Genomic DNA, 23,020 nt, shown 5'->3' on the forward strand with positions numbered 1-23,020 from the left:
ACTGGTCCTCCCAGCCGACAGAGAACTGTTACCAATCCATCAGGTCTACTTTGTTACCAATCTATCCGGGCTGAACAGCAAATCGACCTCTCCCCGCTGGGGAGAGGTGAACCGAGGCCGGACAACCGATTCAACCTAAAGCCATCGCGCTTTAAGGGCTGACGAAGATTTAGCAGCAGGACTGCCGCATGAAACCCACCCTTGCGGCGCCACGGAATGGAACAGGGACCGTTGCGTACTGGTTAGTAGCGGGAGGAGTAGCGCCATGAGTAAGGCTATTCGCGAGGTAGTCGCCCATCATTCCCCGATCATCACCGTAGGCGAGCTCATCGACGAACTCTGCCGATTGCCCGATACGGCTTTCGTCAGGTTCCGATGTCCTCTGCTCGACCATGAGCTGACATTTCACCGCCTTCGAAGGCGGCCGGGGGGCGTCGTCGAATTCGAGATCAGTACATATCCGGAAAGCCCGCCCGTCGCGCCGTCGACCGACGGCGCTGTTCACGCGCAGAAACGGAGCCATCACCCGCATTCGCTTCGTGAAGGCGCCCTCTTGCACAAAGGGAGAGGTTGAGCAGGTCTACGCCGCCTTCAGCCCACGCAGCAGCAGCGCCAGCGTCGCATCGACGCGCGCAGCGAGATCTACGTCCTTCCACTCGTCGGCATGGGCCGGGTGGTGGAAACGGATGGTCGCATCGAAGATCGCGCGCGCGGTGGCCTTGACGTCGTCCACGGCGAATACGCCCTGCTTCACGCCGTCGCTCAGGATCGACGCGATCTGATCGATCATCGTGTCTTTGTGACATTTCACGGCCGCACAGGCCTCGCGCGCTAGCGTCAGGTAGGTCTGGAACATCTCGGGGTCATCGAGCACGCGCGAACGTTTTGCGGCGAACAGCGTGCGCAGCCAGGCGTCCAGCCGCGCCGGCGCGGGACCTGAGCTGTCTTCGGCGATCTTGCGCAAGGGCGCGTCGATGCGGTCGAGCCAGCGTTTGGCGACCGCCTCGCGCAGCGAGGCCTTGCTCGGAAAATGGCGATAGACGCTGCCGTGGCTCACATCGAGCGCACGCGCAACGTCCACCACTGTGGCTTTGGCAAGTCCATAGCGCCGCAGCACGTCCTCGGTCACGTCGAGGATGCGCTCGGGGGTCAGAACCACGGCTTCATTCATGCCAGCACCATGTTCCCTTGGGGGCCAATCATCCGGCGAACGGGCGGCTTCCGAAGCGCCCTCACCGGTCGTTCGGAAAGCTTTTCCCTAGAGCATGACCAGGAAAAGTGTGTAGCGGTTTTCCGACAAGGTCATGCTCAAAAATTAGTGGGGCAGTTTTGCAGCCTGCGCCGCGATCTGGCGCGCCACAGCCAAATTGAGCCAACGCCCAATCTGCTCGGCCAAATTCAGGATTTCGATAGTCATTGTCTTTCTCCACTCGTCCCCGGCTACCCTTCAATACGGCCCTCGATCCGGTTCGTTTCGGATGTCGGGCCTTGGGTGGCCGTGGAACGCCCAATCGGGGCGTCCGGGAACGGATATACACATCTCGCTGACAGATTTCAATATCTGTCAGTCAGTTTTCCGTGATTGACCGCCATAGCGTAAAACGCCCCAATATCCCCCGTTGGCTGGCGTTCCGGTTTGTTTCGCCCTCCCAGCTCTGCTAAATCGCGGCGTAAAAAGCATTTTGGCCCGTGCCGCCCCGTTGGGGCCGCCGCCCACCTCTTTGGAGCCGTCATATGATCCCCCGCTATACCCGCCCGGAAATGGCCTCGATCTGGGAGCCGCAGACGCGCTTCAAGATCTGGTTCGAGATCGAGGCGCATGCGGCGGACGCGCTGGCCGAGCTCGGCACGATCCCCAAGCAGGCCGCCAGGACGGTCTGGGACAAGGCCAAAAACGTCACCTTCGACGTCGCCCGCATCGACGAGATCGAGCGCGAGACCAAGCACGACGTCATCGCCTTCCTCACCCACCTCGCCGAGATCGTCGGCCCCGAGGCGCGCTTCGTGCACCAGGGCATGACCTCCTCCGACGTGCTCGACACCTGCCTCAACGTGCAGCTCACCCGCGCCGCCGACCTGCTGCTCGCCGACCTCGACAAGGTTTTGGCAGCGCTGAAGAAGCGCGCCTTCGAGCACAAGATGACACCGACCATCGGCCGCAGCCACGGCATCCATGCCGAGCCCGTCACCTTCGGCCTCAAGCTCGCTTTTGCGTACGCCGAGTTTTCGCGCGCCAAGGAGCGCCTGATCGCGGCGCGGAAAGAGGTCGCGACCTGCGCGATATCAGGCGCCGTCGGCACCTTCGCCCAAATCGACCCGCGCGTCGAAGCGCACGTGGCCAAGGCGATGGGGCTCGTGCCCGAGCCGATCTCGACCCAGGTGATCCCGCGCGATCGCCACGCGATGTATTTTGCGACGCTGGGCGTGATCGCCTCCTCGGTCGAGCGCCTCGCCGTCGAGATCCGCCATCTGCAACGCACCGAGGTGCTGGAAGCCGAAGAGTTCTTCTCGGAGGGACAGAAGGGCTCCTCCGCAATGCCGCACAAGCGCAACCCTGTGCTGTCAGAAAACCTCACTGGCCTGTCGCGCATGGTGCGCGCCTATGTGACGCCGGCGCTGGAGAACGTCGTGCTCTGGCACGAGCGCGACATCTCGCACTCCTCGGCCGAGCGCATGATGGGGCCCGATGCGACCGTGACGCTCGATTTTGCGCTGGTGCGCCTCGCCGGCCTGATCGACAAGCTCCTGGTCTATCCCGCCAACATGCAGAAGAACCTCGACCGCCTCGGCGGCCTCGTGCATTCGCAGCGCGTGCTGCTGGCGCTGACGCAGAAGGGCGCGAGCCGCGAGGACTCCTACAAGCTCGTGCAGCGCAATGCGATGCCGGTCTGGCGCGGCGAAGGCGACTTCCTCCAGCTCCTGAAGAAGGACGCGGAGGTGAAAAAGTATCTCACCGACGCCGAGATCGAGGAGCAGTTCGACCTCGGCTATCACCTCAAGCACGTCGACACGATTTTCAAGCGCGTGTTCGGGGAGAGCTGATCGGTCCTGTCATTCCGGGGCACGCGCGACGCGCGTGAACCCCAATGCGCAATTGCGCATTGTGGAATCTCGCGCCACAATCTCTGGATTCCGGGTTCGATGCTTTGCATCGCCCCGGAATGACGTGTTGCAGCTACAACCGCTTCTGCAACCATTTGACCAGCGCGGGGCTGCCGATCGTCGCGGTGCTGAAGCTGCACATATTGCCGTCGACATAGCCGCTGCGGCCCCGCCCCTGCACGTAGCGCTTGCTGAAGAAGATCGCGTGCAGCTTGTCGCCGGACTCATCCAGAAACACGAGCTGCCAGCGCAAATCGGGCTGGTAGGCCAATTGTGCCGGCGCCAGCGTCTTGACCGCCGCGGCCAGTTCCGCCGCGTCGCGCTCGGTCAGCGTGAGCGTCGAACGTTCGCTCGAATAGCTCGCAAAATGCTCCGGCGAGATCGGAATGCTGGCGAGCAGGCGATCCGATATCTTCAACAGGTCGATCCGCTTCACCTGGCGGGCGAGGATTTTTTGGCTGATCGCATTGATCGTGGCGGTTGCTGGACCGACATCGCAGCCGAGGGCCGGGCCAGCGATGACTGAGACGCAGGCGGCCAGTACAAGAATGTCGCGTCCGAACCGCATCGCTTGCCCCTGTCCCCGGCGTGTCGCGCCGTCACCTTATAGCCACGGGCCGGGTCGGCGAAAGCCTGCTGACCATTTGCGGACCGCGATGCCGCGGGATACGCTGCGCCCCTCGCCCCCCGAACACAGAAGAAACGGACCCTTCTCATGCCCATCGTCAACCGCATCGCCGCCTTGTCAGATGAAATGGCCGCCTGGCGCCATGATTTTCATGAGAACCCCGAACTGCTTTACGAGGTCCATCGCACCGCCGGCATCGTCGCCGACAAGCTGCGCGCCTTCGGCTGCGACGAGGTGGTGACGGGCATCGGCAAGACCGGCGTGGTCGGCGTGATCCGCGGCCGTAAGACCGGCTCCGGCCGCACCATCGGGCTGCGCGCCGACATGGACGCGCTGCCGATCGAGGAAACCGCCGATGTGCCCTACGCTTCGAAGGTCCCCGGCAAGATGCACGCCTGCGGCCATGACGGCCACACCGCGATGCTCCTGGGCGCCGCAAAATATCTCGCCGAGACGCGCAACTTCGACGGCACCGCCGTGATGATCTTCCAGCCCGCCGAGGAAGGCGGCGGCGGCGGCAAGGCGATGGTCGACGACGGGATGATGACGCGCTGGAACATCCAGGAAGTCTACGGCATGCACAACATGCCGAACCTGCCCGAGGGTCACTTCGCGACGACGCCGGGCGCGATGCTCGCCTCCTCCGACAACGTGCAGATCATTGTGACGGGCAAGGGCGGCCACGCCGGCGCGCTGCCGCACAAGGCGGTCGACAGCGTGCTGATCGGCTCGCAGATCGTCAACGCGCTGCAATCGATCGTGGCGCGCAACGTCGATCCCTTGAAATCGGCCGTCATCTCGATCACGCAATTCCACGCCGGCACCGCCTTCAACATCATCCCGGAGACTGCGGTGCTCGGCGGCACGGTGCGGACGCTCGACCCCGAGGTGCGCGATCTCGTCGAGCGCCGCATCACCGAGGTCGCCGACAGCATCGCCCGCGCCTATGGCGGCTCGGCCGAGACCAAGTACAGCCGCATGTATCCGGTGACGATGAACCATGCGCGCGAGGCCGGCGTCGCCGCCGACGTCGCCCGCGACATCGTCGGCGCCGATCGGGTGAACGAGAAGTTCGTCCCGATGATGGGCGCCGAAGACTTCTCCTTCATGCTGGAGGCGCGCCCCGGTGCGATGATCTTGGTCGGCATGGGCGAAGGCAACGAGTGCCACCACCCCGCCTACGTCTTCAACGACAACATCCTCGGCCACGGCGCCTCCTATTGGGTACGCCTGATCGAGAAGACGATGCCGGCAGGTTAGAGCGATCACGCGAGTCGGCGGCGCGGACTGGACAGATCGGCCTCCAGGTCGGCGGAAGCGGTCTCGTCCTGTTCGAGAGGCAGGGTGAACTGAAAGACGGCGCCCCGCGGTTCGTTCGCGCATGCCCACATCCGTCCCCCGTGCGCCTCGATGATTGAGCGGCAGATCGCCAGCCCCATGCCCATGCCGGCGGCCTTGGTGGTGTAAAAGGCTTCGAACAGGCGGTCTGCATTCTTCGGGTCCAGTCCCGGACCGGAATCCCGCAAGCTGACGCGTACGCTGTTCGACGCATCCGTCTCGGTGCTGATCAGCAGCTCCCGTGCGCCCTCGCTCACCCCGCTCATTGCATCGACCGCATTGACGATCAAGTTGAGGATCACTTGCTGCAGCTGGACACGATCGGCTTGAATGGGCGGTAACCCCTCAGCGAGTTGCGTTCGCACCGAGACGCTGTGCTTCAGCGCCTCGGCCCGCGTCAGGGCGATGACCTCTAGGACCGCCTTGTTGATCTCCAGATCCTCCTTGCGCGGTGGCGTCTTCTTGATGAGCGCCCGGATCCGGCCGATGACGTCCCCGGCTCGCAGGCCGTCGCTGACGATGTATTCGAGCGACTCCTGGAGCTGTTCCAGATTTGGTGGTTGACGGGCCAGCCAGTGCAGCCCGGCCTGCGCGTTGGCCACGACCGCCGCGATCGGCTGGTTGATTTCATGGGCGATCGAAGCTGTCAGCTGCCCCATCGTGGTGACGCGATTGGCGTGCGCGAGCTCCATCAGGGCTTCGCGCAAGCGCCGCTCGCTTTCGCGGGCTTCGGCTTCCGCCTGTTTTCGCTGGGTCAAATCGAGGACAAAACTGACCCCTTGATGTCTGCTTTCCTCGAACATCGTGCCGCCGATCAGCACTGGCACGCGGCCGCCGTCCTTTCGAATATACTCCTTCTCGAATGGCCGGACGGACCCGGTCTCCATCAACTCCGCCACGTTGCGCGCGTCGCCGCCGCTCCATTCCGGCGGCGTCAGCGTGTGGCGGTGCAGACGACCCGCGGCGAGATCTTCCCGGTCGTAGCCCACCATTTGGAGAAAGGCGTCGTTCGCATCAAAGATCAGACCGTCGAGGTCCCAGATGATGATCCCGATGATGCTGGAGTCAACCAGACGACGGATCTTCCTGTCGCGCGCCAACAGATCGCTGTGGAGCTGGACATTCTCCTCCGTCGCCTTTCTGCGGCGTCTCGTTTCGAATCGCGCGAGCGCCAGCGCTGCGCCGGCGAGCGCGACGACAAGGACAACGGCAGCGGCGATGAGCCAGATCCAGCGTTGTTCGAACGTTTCGGCGCGTGTCTCCCGTTCGGCAAGCAGGAAGCGCTCGTGGTCCACCATCAGATCGATTTGCGACCGGATCTGATCCATGCTGCGGATCATCGCCAGCGCCGCCAGCCCCGATGTGCCGGCCGTCTTCACCATCTCGTCGATCTCGCGCAGCTTTGCCGAAAGGGTCAGCGTCAGATGTGTGGCGCGATGGCTCTGCGCCGGATCGCTTGCTACCAACGCCTGCAGCGCCTGCGCCTCCCGCCGCATACCTTCGTCGGAGACGCCGTAGGCCTTGAGATAGGCCGGATCGAGGGTCATCAGATATCCGCGCCGTTCGGTCTCCACTTCGGCGATGATCGCCCGCAGCCGATCGAGCGTTTCGAGTACCTGACGGCTATGCCCAACGACGTGATGAGCTGTCTGTCGCTCCTGCCAATATTCCAGGCCGAGGAAAGCGGTTGCGGCGAACAGCATCAGAAGCACCGCAGCCGCCACGATCAGCGGACGGGCAAACCACCGCAAGAAATGGCCCCGGGCAAAGACTGACATTTGGCCGCGCGTCTTCGGAGCTCGCTTGACCGGCTATCTTCTGTGCCGACGTCAGAGCATTTGCTAGAATAGCATGACCGGTCCGCACAGGTGAGCCGGGAACCCGACATTCTCGATGCGCATGTTGCACCGGCTTCGCAGTCCGTCATTTGGCTTGCGAGAGACAAAGCGTCGCACGTCACGTGTTGTGACCAAGTTAGGAGTACCAACATGGCACCGGGTGAAAACACACTGGGCGGTCGGGCCTCGACCAGCCGAAGAAGCTTCGTCAAGGCATTGGGCAAGGCGGGAGCAGTCCTGCCGACATTAACCGCGCTATCGCGGCTGGGGTTTGCCGAGGATGCCGCCGCGAACTACGCCAACGCGGCGATCGATTGGAAGCAGTTTGCGGGACAGACGATAACGCTCTCGGGTGCGATTCATCCGTGGTCGAATGCGATCACTCCGCTACTGCCGGAGTTCACCAAACTGACAGGCATCACGGTAGATCCCGATTTCCAACTGGAAACCACGTTCATGGGTGCCGTGCCGATCAAGCTCGCGCGCGGCAGCATCACGCCCGACGTGTTCATGTTCACGACCTATGGCCAGGGCATCTCGGCAGGATGGCTCGAGCCGTTAAGCGCCTACTATTCCAACAAGTCTCTGATCGATCTTTCCTGGTATGACGAGAGCGACCTTCTCAAGACGGCCCGGGCTTTCCCGCTGTGGACCGATGGTGAACGGTACGCCATGCCGATTACGTCCGAGGCAATGACCCTGTTCATCAACAAAGATGCGCTGGCAGCCAAGGGCCTGCCGATTCCTCAGACTTTCGAAGAGCTGCTGGCGACCGCCAAGGCGATCAAGACCAACGACATGTCGGGCATCGCAATGCGCGCCCAAGCCAGCTTCAACTCCTGCCCGCCGGCCCTCGGCTTCGTGTTCTCTTACGGCGGGGCCCTGGTCAAGGACAACAAGGCCGCGTTTGCGAGCCCGGAGGCGATCGCGGCCGTCGAGATGTACGGACAACTGCTGAGCCAGGCCGGGCCTTACGGCGCCGGCAGCTATGAATGGTACCACGTGCTGGACGACTTCTTGCAAGGGCGGACGGCGATGGCAATCGACAGCAGCAACTTCGCAACCGACATCTCCAATCCAGCGAAGAGCCGTGTCGCGAGCCAGGCTGGCTATGCAGCCTTCCCGCATCTCCCCGGCCGCACACCCGTCCCGTTCATGTCGCACTGGCAGGCGTGCATCAATTCGAAATCAAAAAACAAGCGGGCCGCTTTCCTATTCCTGGCGTGGGCGACGAGCAAGCCGACATCGCTTAAGACGGCCGCAGCGGGGCTCGCAACGACACGCGTATCGGCCTGGTCCAGCGACGGCTTCAAGAAGGCGTTCGGCGCCCAAGCCGCCGAGGCGGCACTGAGCAACCTGCAAAATGCCGATGTCGACCGCGCCAAGGCAGCCCTTTTCCATCCGCAATCGAAACTCATCCTCGACGCCTTCATGATCGGCGTCAATGAAGTGGTCAATGGAGCGACGCCGGCGAAGGCGGCCATGATCGCCGCCGCCGAAAAGGCCAACGCGGCAATCCGCGGATAGCGGCGAGACGTTTCCAGCCTGAAGACTTGGGCCGCGCTTTGCGCGGCCCAACGAGTTCACCCCACGCTACACGCGGCTAACCAAAGACCACCTCGTGCCGCATCACGAACGGTCCGAGCAGTTTTTGCACCTCGCTTGTCACCGCCTCACGCTTGTCCGCGGGCACGCCCGCGATCGTCACGGTCGCGATCGAGCCGTGACTGCCATGGGCGCCGACTTTCACCTTGCAGTCGATTCCTTTCTCGGTGAGCGGCGTCAGCACATTCGTGAACACGCGCTGCGCGGCGTCCCAGCGCAGTTGCGGCTTGAACACTTTTCCGACGCCGGTCACCGGCATCGGATCGATCGGGATGATTTGCACGGGCACGGCGGCGCGCTCCGGCGTGCGCTCGCGCACCCAGGCCTCCAGCTCACCGGGCTGAACGGTCGCGCCCGGCTTCAACTGGACATAGCCGACCGGCAGTTCGCCGGCATAGGCGTCGGGCTGGCCGACCACCGCGGCGAAGCCGACCGCGGGATGCCCAAACATGATCTCCTCGATCGGCGCCGGATCGATGTTGTGGCCGCCGCGGATCACGAGATCTTTTGCGCGGCCGGTGATCCAGAGATAGCCGTCCTTGTCGAGCCGCCCGAGATCGCCGGAATTGACCCAGACCTCGTCGACGAACGCGCCTTTGTTGTGGGTGTCGTTGAGATAACCGCCGAACACGCCGGGCCCGGCCATCGTGACGACGCCGATCTCGTCGGGTGCGCAGTCGCCGAGCAAGCGGCCGTCGGCATCTAATTTGACGACGCGCACGCGCGAATAGGGTAGCGGCAGGCCGACCGAGCCCAGGCGAATCGGCCGATCCGGATAGGCGATGGTGTGCACACTCGACGTCTCGGTCATGCCGTAGACTTCGATCACCGGCAGCTTGAGCTTGTCCTGGATCGCCGAGCCGACGGCGACGGGAATCGCGGAGCCGCCGCCGGCGGCATATTTCAAACTCGAGATGTCGGCATTTCCCCGCGGAATCCCGAGCGTTGCGGCAAGCACGGTCGGCACGCTCGACAGTGCCTCCGGCTTGAAGCGTTCGACCAGGCTCCAGATGTTCTTCACCGCATTCGGATTGCGCCATCCGCTCGGCGACAGCACAACCAGCGAGCCGCCGCCCGACAGCGTCGTCAGCACCTGCGTCAACGATCCCCCGACATGGAACAGCGGCATGCCGAACAAGAGATTTCCGCCGGGCTTCGCCTGCAGCAGCAAATTGAGCGCCCAGGCCTGGTAAACCTGGTTGGCATGGGTATGCCGCACCAGCTTCGGCGTACCGGTCGTGCCGCCGGTGTGGAAATAGGCTGCAATGTCGCTGCCCAGAATCTTGCGGCCGCTCACGAGGCGATCGGCCGGCTGCTGCTTAATGAGGTCGTTGAACGAATAGATGCCGTTGGCGGGATCGCCGCCGCCGAACACCTGCACGATCGCCTTGAGATGTTTCAGTTGCGGGCGGATCTGCTCGACCTTCTGCCAGATGTCGGTGCCGGGCATCGGCCCCAGCGCGACCAGGATTTTCGTGTTCGCGGCCTCCAGGATCTCAGCGATCTGGTGCGGCTCCAGGAGCGGATTGACGGGATTGGCGATGCCGGCGGCTTCCGCGCCCAGTAGCGTGACGAAAGCGTCCGGCACCAGGGGCAGCATGAAGCTGATGACGTCGTCCTTATCAGCGCCGAGCGCGTGGAACATGTTGGCGGCCTGGGTGACGCGCGCGACGAGATCGCGATAGGTCACGACCAGTGGCGTATCGGCCGGATCGGCATTCTGCAAGAACTGGATCGCCGGCGCGTCGGGATTGCGCGCAGCGCCAAGCTTCACCGCCTCGTAGGTGCTGGCAGCGGCGACGCGGTCCGCATATGGGACCTGCTCGAGCTTCCGAACCTCCTCGTCCGTCGTCAAATCCGGGTAGCTGTCGCCGATAAGCCGATCGAGCGCGTGAATGCCCGCCATGTCAGTCCGTCCTCCCTCAATCACATTGCGCCTGCCCGCTTGTTTGTTGTTTCGGGGTGAGGCCCGCGAACCGGCCGGGTGTTCACGCGGCGGATCGCGAAGGGACAGAATGATCGATGTTTGCGCTTTCGTCCATGTAGCGGAACGGCATTTCGGAATTATTCCGGAAAACCCGCTTTGCGAAGGCCATCCGCCACCGCCTCGATCCGCCATTGCTGGGCGCCCCGGACCATCTTCGAAATACTGAGGTCCGGTTCACGCGTCATCAGTCGCGCGGCGGCCTCCCTTGCTTCCGCATCGCGCCCCAGATGCGCCAGGGCAGCGACCAAGCATACATGTCCCAATCTGAAAGCGGGATTGTCGCGGACGGCGCGTCTTGCCGCGTTGAGCGCTTCGTCAAAGCGGCCAAGACTGACCAGGGCAAGGCTTATTCCGCCGAACATTCCATAGAGCATTGGATCCATCGGGCTAAGCCGAATGGACTGCTGGTAGCTCCGCACAGCTTCCTCCGATTGACCCGCGGCGTGAAGGGCCATGGCGCGATAGGTCCAGGCGGTCGCGGAATTCGGGTTGAGCGTGACGGCGCGGTCGACCATCTCGGTTGAGGTGACAAAGTCCTTCCTGACGAAGGCTCTGGCCCAGCCTGCAGACGCCAGCGTGTCCGCATCATTGGCGTCAATGCTGAGTACAAGCTGGGACAACCGCTCTATTTCATTCAGCTCAGCCTTCACATCGGCACTGAATCCCATCGAGACATTCAGGATATGGCAAAGCGTCGCAAGTGACGCAGCCGCGCTATAGCGAGGATCGATATCCAGAGCCCGCGACAGAAGCTCGATTGCGCTCGCCAGTCCCTCACGCGTCAGTGTGTAAAAGTGCGCCGTTGCGCGAAGGTAGGAATCGTACGCGTTGATATCCGTCGGGCGTCGTATCGCCCGTTCGATCTCGGCCTGCAGCAGCGCGGGCTGCATGATCGAGGCGACCTTCATGGCCACCTCGTCCTGAAGCGTCAGGACGTCGGACAGATCGCCTTCGAACCGGTTCGCCCACAGATGCGCACCGGTCGCAGCATCGATCAACTGGCACGTGATGCGAACCCTGTCGGCGGCCTTGCGGACACTGCCTTCCAGCAAATAGCGCACCCCAAGTTCACGACCGATCTGCTTGACGTCGATCGCGCGGCCCTTGTAGGCGAAGCTGGAATTTCGTGCGATCACGAACAGCAGCTTGAAATGCGACAGCGCCGTGATGATGTCATCGACGATGCCGTCGGCGAAATAGTCCTGCTCCGGATCCGAACTCAGATTCGTGAAGGGAAGAACGGCGATCGATGGCTTGTCCGGCAACTTGAGCGCAGGTTCCGAAGGCTCGGATGTCGTCTCCACCGGCGCGTTGTCCGGTCCTGGCGCCTCCCTGACGTCCCCTACGAAACGGACGCCCTTGCGCGGCAATGTCTTGATCAGGCGCTGCGCCTCGCCGGAATCGCCGATCGCCTTCCTCACAACATTGAGCCGGGTGGTCAGTGCCGCTTCGGAAACAACGCGCCCTTTCCAGACCGCGTTGACGAGATCGTCCTTGCTGACAACCCGTTCTCTGTTGTTGACCAGATATTCGAGCAGATCGAACACCTGCGGCGTGACGGATACGACCTCACGGCCGCGGCGCAGCTCGCGGCGATCGATGTCCAACTGATAGTCTTCAAAGAGGTAGCGCAATCGCTGGCTCCCCGGAGGCAGCACAGTTTGCCGGCCCCTCCTGCACATTGAAGGCCGCAAAAGGATACCCTTTGGCGGGAAAAATGTAAGCTACCGCCCGGATTGAGCCTCGGCGTGATCGCGGGAGCAAGAGGCTGGCAAGAGTTTCGCGCGAACCGAGCACGATATGGCCGTGCGGACTGCGATCTATTTCGTCCTCCGGTACAGCCCGGTAAAGCTGACGCCTGCGCCACCGCAATCGCCATTGTCCTCGACCACAAGATAGGGCCCCACGCGCTGCATTCGCACCCGGCAGCCACTGTCGCATTTGGTTTCAAACGGCAGCCAGCCATCGTCGAGAAAGGCGATGGCGTCGGCCTTTTCACCTGGGCGTCGATGACGCCGGTGTGGAAGTCTCGCGCGGTGGGCACCACCATCTCGCCCTCGACATGCAACCGGCCGCCGAGGCCTCCGCTTGCGATCTCGATCGTGCCACCCGGCTGGGTCCAGGTGCCCAACCAATCCGACGCCGCGGGCGCAGGCGCCGGCGCCAGCGGACGCAGCGCCGCGCTCGGCAGCCAGCCCCGGGTCCAGACCGGCTTCTTCGCCGACGGCGACTGGTAGCTCACGCAGGTGAATTCGCCGACGGTCCGGCCGGAGAGCACAACGTCCCCGGGCACGAGATAGGACGCCTTGCGGCACGCCGCATTGGCCGCCGGGCACGCCGCCGCCTTGAAGTCGTCGTCATAGGGGCTCTTGACGAAATTGACGCGCGGGCTCGCGGTCACCTGGGCAGCCACCACCGCATGGCCGTCGTCCCATTCGACGCCGATACAATTCCTGGGATCGTAGGCGTCATAGGCCGAGGCCGAGCTTGCCACGAGCATCGCCGACAGCACCAACCCGATCATTTTGGCCCGCATGGCCTGCTCCTGCACCATCAACATCTTCAATCCCTTGGGTTGCGCCAACCACCAGCCGGGTTCGAGGTGACCGCGACATTGAACCTCCACGCGAGAAAGCCGGACCAAGAGACGGACGAGAGTTTTGCGGGCCAAGAGGACGGCATGACCATGACGATACGGACCGACAGAATCAGGACGATGGGGTTTTTCGTCGCGTTTGCCCTCGCCTCCATGCCCCTCCTTACCAAGACCGCGTCCGCCGACGCGCAGCTCGACAAGGCGCGCGCGACGATCGCCGCCAATGCCGCCAAGGCGCTGGAGGCGCAGGGCGGCTCCCGCATCGTATTCAAGGTCGATGCCACGGCCTTGCGCGAGGCTGCGGTGACCGACCTGCGCGACGATCTCTACCGCACCTTGCGCGAGGGCCGCATTCCCTTCTCGGGTCTTGCGATCAACAACGGCGGCATCGAGGTGAAGATTGCCGACGCTGCCGATCGTGACCGCGTCCTCGGCAAGCTCATTCCAAAGGACGCCAAGGCGCCGCCAAACATCGACGTCTCCGATACCGGCGGCGGTCTGACGCGGATCGCACCGACCCAAGCCGCCTTCGCCGACCGCCTGCATGACCTGGTCGGGCAATCCATCGAGATGATCGAGCAGCGCTTGCGCAACGCCGACATCAAGGCCGGCCTGCTGCCCGACGGCGCTGACCGCATTCGCGTGCTGCTCCCCGGCGTCACCGACCCCGACCGCGTGACCGCGATCTTCGCCAAAAAGGTGCGCGTCGGCATTCGGCTCATCGATCTCTCGATGGCGGCGGAGGACGCCGTGAAAGGCTCGCCTCCGTCAGGCTCGGAGGTGCTCTACGGGTACAAGGACAAGCAGCCCTATCTCGTCTTGAGGGACGGCGGAATGGATGGCGAGGACATCATCGACGCCAGTCCGGGTCTTGCCACCGGCTCGCGCGATCCCATTGTCTCGTTCCGCTTCAACGCGCGCGGCACGCGGCGGCTTGCCCATATCACCGCCGACAACATCGGAAAGCCTTTTGCCATCGTGCTCGACGATCAGGTGCTCTCGGCACCTGTCATCCGCGAGCCGATCACCGGCGGCTCCGGGCAGATCTCCGGCAACTTCACGATTCCGGAAGCCATGACCGTGGCGATGATGCTGCGCGCGGGCGCGCTGCCGGGACGGCTGACCGTCGTCGAGCAGCAGACCTTGGAGCCTGCGAAGCACTAGCCGGGCTAGCGCAACAGCAACCCCATGCCCGGATCGCCCTTCTCCATCGCGCGCCGGTAGGCGGGACGCGCGCCGATCCGCGCCAGATATTTGAGGATGTTCGGGCAGCGCGACAGATCGTAGGGCTGAAAGTAGCGCATCGTGGTGAGCGAAAAGCCCATCATGATGTCGGCCGTGGTGAACGCCTTGCCCGCCAGATAATCGGCCGCGCGGGTGCGGGCCTCGACGAGGTCGAAGGCGCGGTCGAGGCGCGCGCGCATCGCCAGCAGCATCGGATTGTCCTCGGCAAGCTTGAGGCGGTTGAGGATCATCACCCGGCCCATCGCCGCCTGGAATGTCCCATTGGCGAAATGAAACCAGTACAGGAACTGCGCGAAGTCGGGATCGTCAGGGCGCAGCGTCAACCGGCCCTGGCCGTACTTTGCGACGATGTACTCGACGATCGCGCCGGATTCGGCGAGCACGGTTTCGCCGTCCGCGATGACCGGCGCGGCCCCGATCGGATGTAGCGCCTTGTAGTCGGCCGGCGCCAGGATGGTCACGGGATCGCGCGCGTAGCGCTTCAGGGCATAGGGAATTTCGAGCTCCTCGCAGAGCCAGACGATGCGTTCGGATTGCGATTTGCCGAGGTGATGAACGGTGAGCATGCTGCCTCCTCCGGCCGCGCAGCGCGCGACGCTCCAGGACCATGCTCATACCGCTAGCACAGGCGACGGCGATCGGGCAGCCCGTCACCTGACGACGACAAGGTGGGCACTCGGCCCGTCCGGCGCGGCCTGGGCTGTCGCGCTCGCGCGCGGCGCGGCGGCAAAACACCCGAACATCGGCGTCACCATCTCCAGCTCCTGGCGATAGTCGTCGTAGTCGGACGTGCCCGGATGCACGAAGCCGAGCTGAGGCGCCCGATCGGCCATGCGCCGCAGCACGATCGGCGCGCTTGCCGGCGTGAAATGCGCCCCGCCGGGACTGGCCAGCGTCATGATGAGGCCGCGTGCGGGCTCGTTGCTCTCGGGGCGCGAAACCATGATCACGCGGATCGCTCCTCGCTCGACCGTCACGAAGCTCATGAAGGGACGGCCGTCCGGAATATATACCCGCCCCTTCTGCGTGTGTCCGGCGTCAACCCGTTCGCGCTCCTCGAATGTCAGGCAGCCTTCGGCCTCGTCCCAGTGGATTTGAACGAGGTAGGCGTTGATGGAGTCGGCGGCGGAGAAGGCCGGCCGGAAGCAGACATACAGTCCCTCCAGCCGCACGACATCTGCCCGCGCGTAGCTGCCGAAATCGTGCGCGGCCTCGGATTTCGGCTGCGACGACGCGTCGAGCTCCACGGCCAGCGACGGCGCTTCGCGGAAGACGACGTTTGCGAGCGGCTTTTCGGCGGCGCGCCTGGCGCAATCCTTGCGGATGCGCTGCGACTTGTTGAACACCGCGAGCACCATGGCGCCGACCACGAAGCCGGTAAGGCCGGTGCTCAGCGCGATGGTGACGATCGCATTCTCCGGATGCACGTAGAACTGTGCTAGCACCGACGGGTCAATCATCGAGCCGACCAGCCATCCGGTGCCGATCAATGCCAACCCATTTCCGAGCGCGCCAAGGGCCAGCACGCGGTACCATCTCCATTCCACCGTCCCCAGATAGCAGCAGAGCAGCCCGAGCGAGATCGTGCAGGCTAGCGGCGTAATGACTCCCGGCAGCCGGTCGACGAATTGATTGAGGACATCCTGGAAGCCCTGGCCTTGCAGCAGCGCCGGCACCAGCGGAATGCCGATCCGCAGCGCGATCGACAGACCTGAGACGATGAGAGCTGCGAGCATCAGTTCGGCGATCGGGGGGAAGCCGAGCCGGTCACCCTCGCGGCGTTCGATGAAGCGCTGCGCCACGACGATCGCACCCAGCACCGCAAAACCGATCGAGACGCCGAACGTGATGGCGATGGTCAGGACTTTTCCGATATCCAGGCGACGCGTGCCCGGCATGAACAGCATCATGCAGACGCTGAGCAGGATTACCAGCACGATGGTCGTCGCCCATTGGTCGGGACCGAAGCTCGGCGTCGGACGGGCATCGAAGCCGAGGCTGGCAAGCCGTTGCAGCCGGCCATTATGCGTTCGTTCGCAGAACAGCACGAACCGCGCCATGAGGCTGCACGTCAGGTTCGAAACCTCGGTGATGCTGCAGTTCAGCGCCTCCCTCAGCTCGCGCGTCGGCTGTGGCGAGGTGAAGTAGGCAAGGCCGGTGTGCATCAGCTCCTCATAGCGCGCATCTGCGCGCCCGGAGATGGTCTCGCCGAGCTGCATGATCCTCGCATACGCAGAGCGGCTATAGCTATTGGCGGCGAATTCGGGTGCCATCCCTTCGTTCCGAGGCCCCACGAACAGGCTGTACAACGCGACCGCGCGCGTAAAGCGCGCGGCAACAGAGCCGTCCCGGCTGAAGTTCAGCGCCTGCGGACCGATATTCTCGGAGATGATTTTCGCGACCTGGCTTCGCAGCCTGTCCGTCGGTTCGAAATCGGCGCCCTGCGCGAGCTCGCTTCCGAGCCGGTCGGCCTCGCGCGGTATCGCCGCCAGCTTGACGCAGAAGGTTCGCGCGGCCGTGTCGATCCGCGCCACCTGCCGGAACTGCGACGCCACGACGATGATCAGCGCCGCGACGATCGGGGCGTATTGCGCGAGCTGGGTCTTCGCCTCGGGATTGACCGTCGTGATGGCCTTGCCCATCCAGTCGAAGCCGATGCTGCCCTGGACCAGGCCGATCATGACGAGAACCCAGAGCGAGACGATCAGGGCGTAGTAGAAGACAACGCCGAGGAAAAACAGCGCAAACGTCGTACCGGAGCGGTTGGTCGGCGGTGAATTGAAGCGGGTCCACGCGACGACATAAAGGGCCAGAACCGCGATGATCCACTCGCTCTTCGTCACGATCTCATGAAGGATGAACATGTCCCGCGCTCCCATACGGCAGGCGGCGCGCCGAAAACCGGCGCTGCGTCGGCCAAGGCAATGCAACCGGATGAGGTGTACGCGATCGAGACATTTCCGTGCGATGCGCACTTGCCTCAATGGGACCAGGATAGACATGGCAATGGCAATGCAATGTGAAGTAGAACACGTTTCATGCGGAAAGTTCGTCGCACAAGGACGTGGACGCGTCACCGCCGCCCAGTTGCAGCGGAGCCGGCCTCTGGCAAGAGGCCGCCGGACGGACTAGATACAGCCCATGGACCGGCCTCCCCCGCTTGCGGATTTCATCGACCGTCACCGGCGTCTCTTCGTGCTCACGGGGGCCGGCGTCAGCACGAACTCCGGCATCCCCGACTATCGCGACAGCCACGGCAACTGGAAACGCACGCAGCCGGTCAACTTCCAGGCCTTCATGGGCGAGGAGCGCACGCGACAGCGCTACTGGGCTCGCAGCCTGATCGGCTGGCGCAGGTTCGGCCAGGCGATGCCGAACGACGCCCATCATGCGCTGGCGAAGCTCGAAGCCGACGGACGTTGCGAGCTCCTGCTCACCCAGAACGTCGACCGGCTGCATCAATCCGCCGGCAGCCGGCGGGTGATCGACCTTCACGGCCGGCTCGATCTCGTGCGCTGCATGGGATGCGGCCTGAAGATTCCGCGCGCGGAATTTCAGGACCGGCTCGGTCGATGCAATGCGGATTGGCTCGCGCTGGATGCGGCTGACGCGCCTGATGGCGACGCCGACCTCGAGCACGCGGATTTCGCCTCCTTCACGGTGCCGGCTTGCGAATCCTGCGGCGGCATCCTGAAGCCGGACGTCGTGTTCTTCGGCGAGAACGTCCCGCGCGATGTCGTCGCGACGGCGCAGCTTCATCTGGCGCAGGCCGACGCCATGCTGATCGCCGGCTCCTCGCTGATGGTCTATTCCGGCTTTCGCTTCGTGAAGCAGGCGGCCGAGAAGAAGATACCGATCGCCGCGGTCAATCTCGGCCGCACGCGGGCAGACGATCTCCTCACCATCAAGGTGGAAGATCGCTGCGAGGCGGCTCTCGCCTTTCTGCTCAAGGAAACGGACAAGCGCCGCCCTGACCACGCCCCTGCATTCCACCAGACCTGACTGGTTCCCCGTCGGTCTCGCTACGCCTGCTCTCACAAGCTTTTTATGACCGCATCGGCCCTTTCACGATGCGGATGCAGCCCGGCGTCACGATCTATTTGGCATGACGGTCGTCATCGAACGGCGACGATTACACCAAATGGACTGGAGTCACGCATATGGGTGAAGTTGTTCAATTCGTTCCGAAGTCGGAGCTCGAGCGGGCTCGCCTCATTCGAGAAGCGCGCGCCATCTATGACAGCATATTTCCGCCGAACGATGCAGCCGGCTCGCAGCAAGACAGCGAGATGCCGTCCCGTCAGCGCTGATCTGCCGTCGAATTCGATGAGCGCCGTCGGCGCAGCCTCCCTACCCCGCCACTCCCGCATCCGCTTTCCCCATCATCCGCAACGCCACGCGGTCGCGGCGGATGTAGTGGTGCCAGGCTGCGGCCGCGACGTGAACCGCGATCAGCGCCAGCAGCACATAGGCAAAGAGGATGTGGCGGTCTTCATAGGCGCGCGCAGCCTCCCGGTCGGGAGCGGTGAATTGCGGCACGTGAAACCAGCCGAAGAAGCTCGAATAGTCAGGCGCATGCGCGCCGGAATGCGCCCAGCCGAGCACTGCGACGAGAATAGTGACCAGATAGAGCGCGGCATGGCTGATGCCCGCGGCAATCCGGGTCCAGCGCGCGCTGTCGGCCGGCAGCGCCGGCGTCGGGTTGGCCGCGCGCCAGGCGAGACGAAGGACCATCAGGAGCAGCAGCAGATAGCCGATATCGGCATGGATCGAGCGGTAGAAGAACCGGTCCGGACGCGCGGGCACATGGTTCACCCACCAGCCGAAGCCGATCATGCCGATGATCGCGGCCGCCAAAATCCAGTGAAACCAGCGGGAGACGCTGCCCCAGCCGCTCCTGGTGTTCCTGATCATGTCGAGTCCCGGGTTTTTTGGAGGTTTGCGCCTGCAGCGTAGTACCGCGGCTGATAGCGGGACGGTGCGCGAGACGCGAATTGAATCGTTCCAAACCGGCCGTGGGCCGGCTCTGCCGCAAAAGCGCCCTAAAAACCGAATGGTAACCATGCAGGGCTAAGGTAACGACGTGGCAGACTCCCCGACGATCATGGTGTTCGATTCCGGCCTTGGCGGGCTCACGGTGCTCCGCGAGGTCGTCGCCGCGCGCCCGGACGCCCACTTTGTCTATGTCGCCGACGACGCCTTCTTCCCCTACGGCCATCACGGCGAGAACGAGATCATCGCCCGCGTGGTGCCGCTGATGGGCGACCTGATCAAGGCGCATGATCCTGATCTCGTCGTCATCGCCTGCAACACGGCCTCGACGCTGGTGATGACGCATTTGCGCGCCGCCTATTCGGTGCCCTTCGTCGGCACAGTGCCCGCCATCAAGCCGGCCTGCGCGCAATCGAAGACCAAGCGCGTCTCGGTGCTCGGCACCAAGGGGACGGTGAAACGCGAATACACGAAGGCGCTGATCCGCGACTTCGCGCAAGGCTGCGAGGTGACGCTGGTCGGCTCACCGGAGCTCGCCTCGCTCGCGGAAGCCGCGCTCAGCGGCAACGCAATCAGCGACGATGACATCCTCACCGAGCTCAAGCCCTGCTTCGTCGGCGACCCCGCGGATACGAGCGCGCGCACCGACACGGTGGTGCTTGCCTGCACGCATTATCCGCTGCTGCTGGAGCGGCTGACGAAGCTTGCGCCCTGGCCGGTGGACTGGATCGATCCGGCACCGGCGATCGCGCGCCGCGTCTCGGATCTGCTGGGACCGCGTGTATCCGGCGTCGTGCAGGAAGGTGCCGAGATGATCTTCACCTCCCGCCGCGCGCACGCCCTCGGCCCTGCGCTCACGCCGTTCTTCGGCGGCCGCGTTCCGGCCTGACTTTTCGGCGGTAAAGCGCACTGCTAGGTTGTGCGCCTGTTCTTACCTCCACAGGTTCTTTTCATGTCGGTCACGCCAGCGCCACTCAACCGTCTCCGCCAGTTGTGGCGCGAGGGCCGTCCCGCCTTCGGTGCGATCGCGACCATCCCGAGCGTGCAGACCGTGCAGATCATGGCGCGCTCGCTCGACTGGATCATCGTCGATCTCGAGCACGGGCCGATCGACCTGACGCAGGCACATGCGATGATCGCCGCCACCACGGGCACGCAATGCACGCCGCTGGTGCGGATCGCGGCGAACGAACCCTGGCTTGCCAAGGCGCCGATGGACATCGGCGCCTTCGGCATCAATTTTCCGATGATCACCAACCGCGCCGAGGCCGAGAAGGCCGTGCGCAGCGTGCGCTACCCGCCACGCGGCGACCGGCTCTGGGGCCCGTTCCACGCCCCGTTCCGCTGGGGCCAGTCGATGCCGGAGTACATGGCCTGCGCCGACGATGAGATGCTGTGCATGATCACGATCGAGCATATCGAGGCGGTCAACCGCATCGACGAGATCATGGCAACGCCCGGGATCGACATCGCCGTGATCGGCCCCGGCGACCTCGCTACCTCCATCGACAAGCGCGGGCAGATGGACGACCCGGAACTGCTGGAGCTCATCGCGCGGGCCGAGGCCGGCATCCTCAAGAGCGGGGTCCCGATCGGCGGCGTGGCGCGGACGGCTGATCAGGCCAACCGGCTGATCGACCGCGGCTACCGCGCGATCGCGCTCGGCTTCGACTGGTCGCTCTTCCAGCGCGGCATCATGGCGAGCTTCGAAGGGATCAAGCGCTAGAGGATCTTCCGGCCGCGTCTTCCACCGGACTTGCAGGGCGGTCGCGGCTTGCGTTAGGTTAACTACGTAAGATATTGATGATAAATGATTTTGCTGAGAATGCGGACTACGCCGCCAGCCTCGTTGCCGCCTCCCGCCGTGAACCTGTTGGCCTCAAGCCTGTTGGTTCGTGCTAAATCGCTATGGCGAGCGGAGGCCGACTCGCCGAGGTCCATGAGTCCGCGGGAAACGGAACACGATGCGCGGTACACCTAGAAGAATCTCGCCGCCGCGCCGACTGATCTTCGACCTCATGCACGCCTCGATTGGTGTGCCCTTCGTCTCGCTATCGCGCCCGCTCCACATCCGTCCCCTGCTCGAGGCCCGTGCCGGTGCGGCAAGGCCGGCGGGCTGGGCCGCGATCTTCGTCAAGGCGTTCGCGCTGATTGCGAAGGACGAGCCGATCCTGCGCACGCTCTACGCCAAATGGCCCTGGCCGACGTTCTACGAGCTGCCGAAAAGCGTGGCGCTCGTGGCGATCGCCCGGACCGAGGATGGCGAGGAATGCGTGCTGCCGCAGCGGATCGCCGGCCCCGACGCGCTGCCGCTGGCCGAGATCGACGCCCTGATCCGGCACGCCCAGGACGCTCCGCTGATGGACGTGCCTATGTTCCGCAAGATCATGCTGGCGACCCGGCTCCCGCTGCCGCTGCGGCGCCTGTCCTGGCTGATCGGGCTCAATTTCGGCCGCCAGCGGGCCAATTATTTCGGCAGCTTCTCGGTGACCTCGGTCGCGGCCTTCGGCGGCGGCGAGCTCCATGCCATCAGCCCGGGTCCGTTCATCCTGAGCTACGGGGTGGTCGGGACCGACCACACGATCGACGTCCTGATCCGCTGGGACCACCGGATTACCGACGCCGCGCCAATCGCCCGGGTTTTGACCCGGCTGGAGCAGGTGCTAAACACTGAAATCGCTGCGGAATTACGCGGCGCCCGGCAGTCGGCGGAACCCAAGGCGATCCGGGCGGTGGGGACCTGAAAGCCGTCGTTCCGGGGCGGCTCGCAGAGCCGAACCCCGATGCGCAATCGCGCATTGGGGAACCTCAAGATTCCGGGTTCGATACTCGCGTATCGCCCCGGAATGACACGGTGAAACGTTGACAGGACCGCCCGAATTCACCTAAAAGCCGCCTGCTCGCGGGCCGATTTCGGCCCGCGAAGCGTTTCGCGACCCGTGGCCCCGTTCCTTAACAGCTTTGGGAATGGAGCCTGTCGGTGCCGGGTTTTCCCGTCACACAGGAGGGCGCGTTTCCTCAAACCAACCTAACTTCTTAAGAGGACGCGATGACTAAGCGCAGTGAGGCGAAGTACAAGATCGATCGCCGTATGGGCCAGAACATCTGGGGCCGCCCGAAGAGCCCCGTGAACCGTCGTGAATACGGCCCCGGCCAGCACGGCCAGCGCCGCAAGGGCAAGCTCTCCGACTTCGGCGTGCAGCTCCGTGCCAAGCAGAAGCTGAAGGGCTACTACGCCAACATCAGCGAGCGTCAGTTCCACGGCATCTATGTCGAGGCGAGCCGCCTCAAGGGCGACACCGGCGAGAACCTGATCGGCCTCCTGGAGCGCCGTCTCGACGCGGTCGTGTACCGCGCCAAGTTCGTCTCCACGATCTTCGCCGCCCGCCAGTTCATCAACCATGGCCACATCAAGGTGAACGGCCGCAAGGTCAACATCTCGAGCTACCAGCTCAAGGTCGGCGACGTCATCGAGGTCAAGGAAGCCTCCAAGCAGCTCGCCCACGTCCTCGAAGCGAGCCAGCTCGCCGAGCGTGACGTGCCCGACTATCTCGAAGTCGACCACGGCAAGATGACCGCGAAATACGCGCGCATCCCCGGCCTCTCCGACGTGCCGTTCCCTGTGCAGATGGAGCCGCATCTGGTCGTCGAATTCTATTCGCGCTAATAACTGATATCGAAAGGCCCCG

Annotated in this window: 18 protein-coding genes and 2 pseudogenes; 11 read left to right on the forward strand and 9 right to left on the reverse strand. The window is 64.0% G+C overall.

The annotated features are described in order from the left end of the window. Window positions 1-265: 265 nt before the first annotated feature. Entirely contained in the window at window positions 266-574 is a 309-nt protein-coding gene (locus tag JQ632_RS35160) for a hypothetical protein (RefSeq protein WP_212407304.1), read from the forward strand. 6 nt (window positions 575-580) lie between these two features. Here the strand turns inward: JQ632_RS35160 and JQ632_RS35165 are convergent, their stop codons facing one another. Then, window positions 581-1,171: a TetR family transcriptional regulator gene (locus JQ632_RS35165; RefSeq protein ID WP_212407305.1), complete on the reverse strand. Its 591-nt coding sequence runs from the start codon at window positions 1,169-1,171 to the stop codon at window positions 581-583. Between the two features lie 563 nt (window positions 1,172-1,734). On the opposite strand from JQ632_RS35165, the gene purB reads away from it, so the two are divergent. Further along, window positions 1,735-3,042, forward strand: coding sequence for an adenylosuccinate lyase (purB, locus tag JQ632_RS35170; RefSeq protein WP_212407306.1), 1,308 nt, complete (start codon window positions 1,735-1,737; stop codon window positions 3,040-3,042). 133 nt (window positions 3,043-3,175) lie between these two features. On the opposite strand, the gene JQ632_RS35175 is transcribed toward purB, so the two are convergent. Then, window positions 3,176-3,670 (reverse strand): hypothetical protein, encoded by a 495-nt coding sequence (locus JQ632_RS35175; protein WP_212407307.1) that lies wholly within the window; start codon window positions 3,668-3,670, stop codon window positions 3,176-3,178. 147 nt (window positions 3,671-3,817) lie between these two features. On the opposite strand from JQ632_RS35175, the gene JQ632_RS35180 reads away from it, so the two are divergent. Next, window positions 3,818-4,990 (forward strand): M20 aminoacylase family protein, encoded by a 1,173-nt coding sequence (locus tag JQ632_RS35180; RefSeq protein ID WP_212407308.1) that lies wholly within the window; start codon window positions 3,818-3,820, stop codon window positions 4,988-4,990. Window positions 4,991-4,995: 5 nt separating this feature from the next. On the opposite strand, the pseudogene JQ632_RS40545 reads toward JQ632_RS35180, so the two are convergent. Both JQ632_RS40545 and JQ632_RS40550 read right to left on the reverse strand, forming a co-directional pair. Then, window positions 4,996-6,195 (reverse strand): annotated as a pseudogene (locus tag JQ632_RS40545) (sensor histidine kinase); the annotation flags it as partial. A 189-nt stretch (window positions 6,196-6,384) separates the two neighbouring features. Next, window positions 6,385-6,846 (reverse strand): annotated as a pseudogene (locus tag JQ632_RS40550) (CHASE3 domain-containing protein); the annotation flags it as partial. Between the two features lie 210 nt (window positions 6,847-7,056). Between JQ632_RS40550 and JQ632_RS35190 the strand changes: the two are divergent. Beyond that, the gene (locus JQ632_RS35190) at window positions 7,057-8,433 is read left to right on the forward strand and encodes an ABC transporter substrate-binding protein (protein WP_212407310.1); all 1,377 of its coding nucleotides are present in this window, start codon (window positions 7,057-7,059) and stop codon (window positions 8,431-8,433) included. A gap of 76 nt (window positions 8,434-8,509) precedes the next feature. On the opposite strand, the gene JQ632_RS35195 is transcribed toward JQ632_RS35190, so the two are convergent. Both JQ632_RS35195 and JQ632_RS35200 read right to left on the reverse strand, forming a co-directional pair. Further along, window positions 8,510-10,417 (reverse strand): acyl-CoA synthetase, encoded by a 1,908-nt coding sequence (locus tag JQ632_RS35195; RefSeq protein ID WP_212407311.1) that lies wholly within the window; start codon window positions 10,415-10,417, stop codon window positions 8,510-8,512. A 158-nt stretch (window positions 10,418-10,575) separates the two neighbouring features. After that, the gene (locus tag JQ632_RS35200) at window positions 10,576-12,132 is read right to left on the reverse strand and encodes a winged helix-turn-helix domain-containing protein (protein ID WP_212407312.1); all 1,557 of its coding nucleotides are present in this window, start codon (window positions 12,130-12,132) and stop codon (window positions 10,576-10,578) included. Window positions 12,133-12,516: 384 nt separating this feature from the next. Here JQ632_RS35200 and JQ632_RS40380 point away from each other — a divergent pair, with 384 nt between their 5' ends. Beyond that, the gene (locus JQ632_RS40380; protein ID WP_212407313.1) at window positions 12,517-12,735 is read left to right on the forward strand and encodes a hypothetical protein; all 219 of its coding nucleotides are present in this window, start codon (window positions 12,517-12,519) and stop codon (window positions 12,733-12,735) included. Between the two features lie 443 nt (window positions 12,736-13,178). Further along, window positions 13,179-14,258, forward strand: a complete 1,080-nt coding sequence (locus JQ632_RS35210; protein ID WP_212407314.1) for a SecDF P1 head subdomain-containing protein — start codon at window positions 13,179-13,181, stop codon at window positions 14,256-14,258. A 5-nt stretch (window positions 14,259-14,263) separates the two neighbouring features. On the opposite strand, the gene JQ632_RS35215 is transcribed toward JQ632_RS35210, so the two are convergent. Then, the gene (locus JQ632_RS35215; RefSeq protein WP_212407315.1) at window positions 14,264-14,905 is read right to left on the reverse strand and encodes a glutathione S-transferase family protein; all 642 of its coding nucleotides are present in this window, start codon (window positions 14,903-14,905) and stop codon (window positions 14,264-14,266) included. A gap of 84 nt (window positions 14,906-14,989) precedes the next feature. Then, complete coding sequence (locus tag JQ632_RS35220; RefSeq protein WP_212407316.1) at window positions 14,990-17,203, reverse strand: hypothetical protein; 2,214 nt, start codon at window positions 17,201-17,203, stop codon at window positions 14,990-14,992. A 277-nt stretch (window positions 17,204-17,480) separates the two neighbouring features. On the opposite strand from JQ632_RS35220, the gene JQ632_RS35225 reads away from it, so the two are divergent. Next, a complete protein-coding gene (locus tag JQ632_RS35225; RefSeq protein ID WP_212407317.1) occupies window positions 17,481-18,341 on the forward strand; it encodes an NAD-dependent protein deacetylase in 861 nt (286 codons plus the stop codon). A gap of 348 nt (window positions 18,342-18,689) precedes the next feature. Here JQ632_RS35225 and JQ632_RS35230 read toward each other — a convergent pair whose 3' ends face one another. Continuing rightward, the gene (locus JQ632_RS35230) at window positions 18,690-19,253 is read right to left on the reverse strand and encodes a cytochrome b (RefSeq protein ID WP_212407318.1); all 564 of its coding nucleotides are present in this window, start codon (window positions 19,251-19,253) and stop codon (window positions 18,690-18,692) included. Window positions 19,254-19,422: 169 nt separating this feature from the next. Between JQ632_RS35230 and murI the strand changes: the two genes are divergently transcribed. The 4 genes from murI (at window position 19,423) to rpsD (ending at window position 22,998) form a co-directional block, all read left to right on the forward strand. Further along, entirely contained in the window at window positions 19,423-20,220 is a 798-nt protein-coding gene (gene murI, locus JQ632_RS35235) for a glutamate racemase (RefSeq protein ID WP_212407319.1), read from the forward strand. A 63-nt stretch (window positions 20,221-20,283) separates the two neighbouring features. Continuing rightward, complete coding sequence (locus JQ632_RS35240; RefSeq protein WP_212407320.1) at window positions 20,284-21,057, forward strand: HpcH/HpaI aldolase/citrate lyase family protein; 774 nt, start codon at window positions 20,284-20,286, stop codon at window positions 21,055-21,057. 238 nt (window positions 21,058-21,295) lie between these two features. After that, window positions 21,296-22,075 (forward strand): acyltransferase, encoded by a 780-nt coding sequence (locus tag JQ632_RS35245; RefSeq protein WP_212407321.1) that lies wholly within the window; start codon window positions 21,296-21,298, stop codon window positions 22,073-22,075. 305 nt (window positions 22,076-22,380) lie between these two features. After that, window positions 22,381-22,998 (forward strand): 30S ribosomal protein S4, encoded by a 618-nt coding sequence (gene rpsD / locus JQ632_RS35250; RefSeq protein WP_212407322.1) that lies wholly within the window; start codon window positions 22,381-22,383, stop codon window positions 22,996-22,998. The last annotated feature ends 22 nt before the right edge of the window (window positions 22,999-23,020 follow it).

Source organism: Bradyrhizobium liaoningense, from assembly GCF_018130955.1.
GTDB classification, from domain to species: Bacteria; Pseudomonadota; Alphaproteobacteria; order Rhizobiales; family Xanthobacteraceae; genus Bradyrhizobium; species Bradyrhizobium liaoningense_C.

Coding starts and splice junctions, on each gene's coding strand:
- JQ632_RS35190 (WP_212407310.1), top strand. CDS start 7,057: ATGGCACCGGGTGAAAACACACTGGGCGGTCGGGCCTCGACCAGCCGA.
- JQ632_RS35245 (WP_212407321.1), top strand. CDS start 21,296: ATGCGCGGTACACCTAGAAGAATCTCGCCGCCGCGCCGACTGATCTTC.
- JQ632_RS35230 (WP_212407318.1), bottom strand. CDS start 19,253: ATGATCAGGAACACCAGGAGCGGCTGGGGCAGCGTCTCCCGCTGGTTT.
- JQ632_RS35220 (WP_212407316.1), bottom strand. CDS start 17,203: ATGTTCATCCTTCATGAGATCGTGACGAAGAGCGAGTGGATCATCGCG.
- JQ632_RS35195 (WP_212407311.1), bottom strand. CDS start 10,417: ATGGCGGGCATTCACGCGCTCGATCGGCTTATCGGCGACAGCTACCCG.
- JQ632_RS35165 (WP_212407305.1), bottom strand. CDS start 1,171: ATGAATGAAGCCGTGGTTCTGACCCCCGAGCGCATCCTCGACGTGACC.
- JQ632_RS35180 (WP_212407308.1), top strand. CDS start 3,818: ATGCCCATCGTCAACCGCATCGCCGCCTTGTCAGATGAAATGGCCGCC.
- JQ632_RS35215 (WP_212407315.1), bottom strand. CDS start 14,905: ATGCTCACCGTTCATCACCTCGGCAAATCGCAATCCGAACGCATCGTC.
- purB (WP_212407306.1), top strand. CDS start 1,735: ATGATCCCCCGCTATACCCGCCCGGAAATGGCCTCGATCTGGGAGCCG.
- JQ632_RS35160 (WP_212407304.1), top strand. CDS start 266: ATGAGTAAGGCTATTCGCGAGGTAGTCGCCCATCATTCCCCGATCATC.
- JQ632_RS35210 (WP_212407314.1), top strand. CDS start 13,179: ATGACCATGACGATACGGACCGACAGAATCAGGACGATGGGGTTTTTC.
- JQ632_RS35240 (WP_212407320.1), top strand. CDS start 20,284: ATGTCGGTCACGCCAGCGCCACTCAACCGTCTCCGCCAGTTGTGGCGC.
- JQ632_RS35175 (WP_212407307.1), bottom strand. CDS start 3,670: ATGCGGTTCGGACGCGACATTCTTGTACTGGCCGCCTGCGTCTCAGTC.
- rpsD (WP_212407322.1), top strand. CDS start 22,381: ATGACTAAGCGCAGTGAGGCGAAGTACAAGATCGATCGCCGTATGGGC.
- JQ632_RS35225 (WP_212407317.1), top strand. CDS start 17,481: ATGGACCGGCCTCCCCCGCTTGCGGATTTCATCGACCGTCACCGGCGT.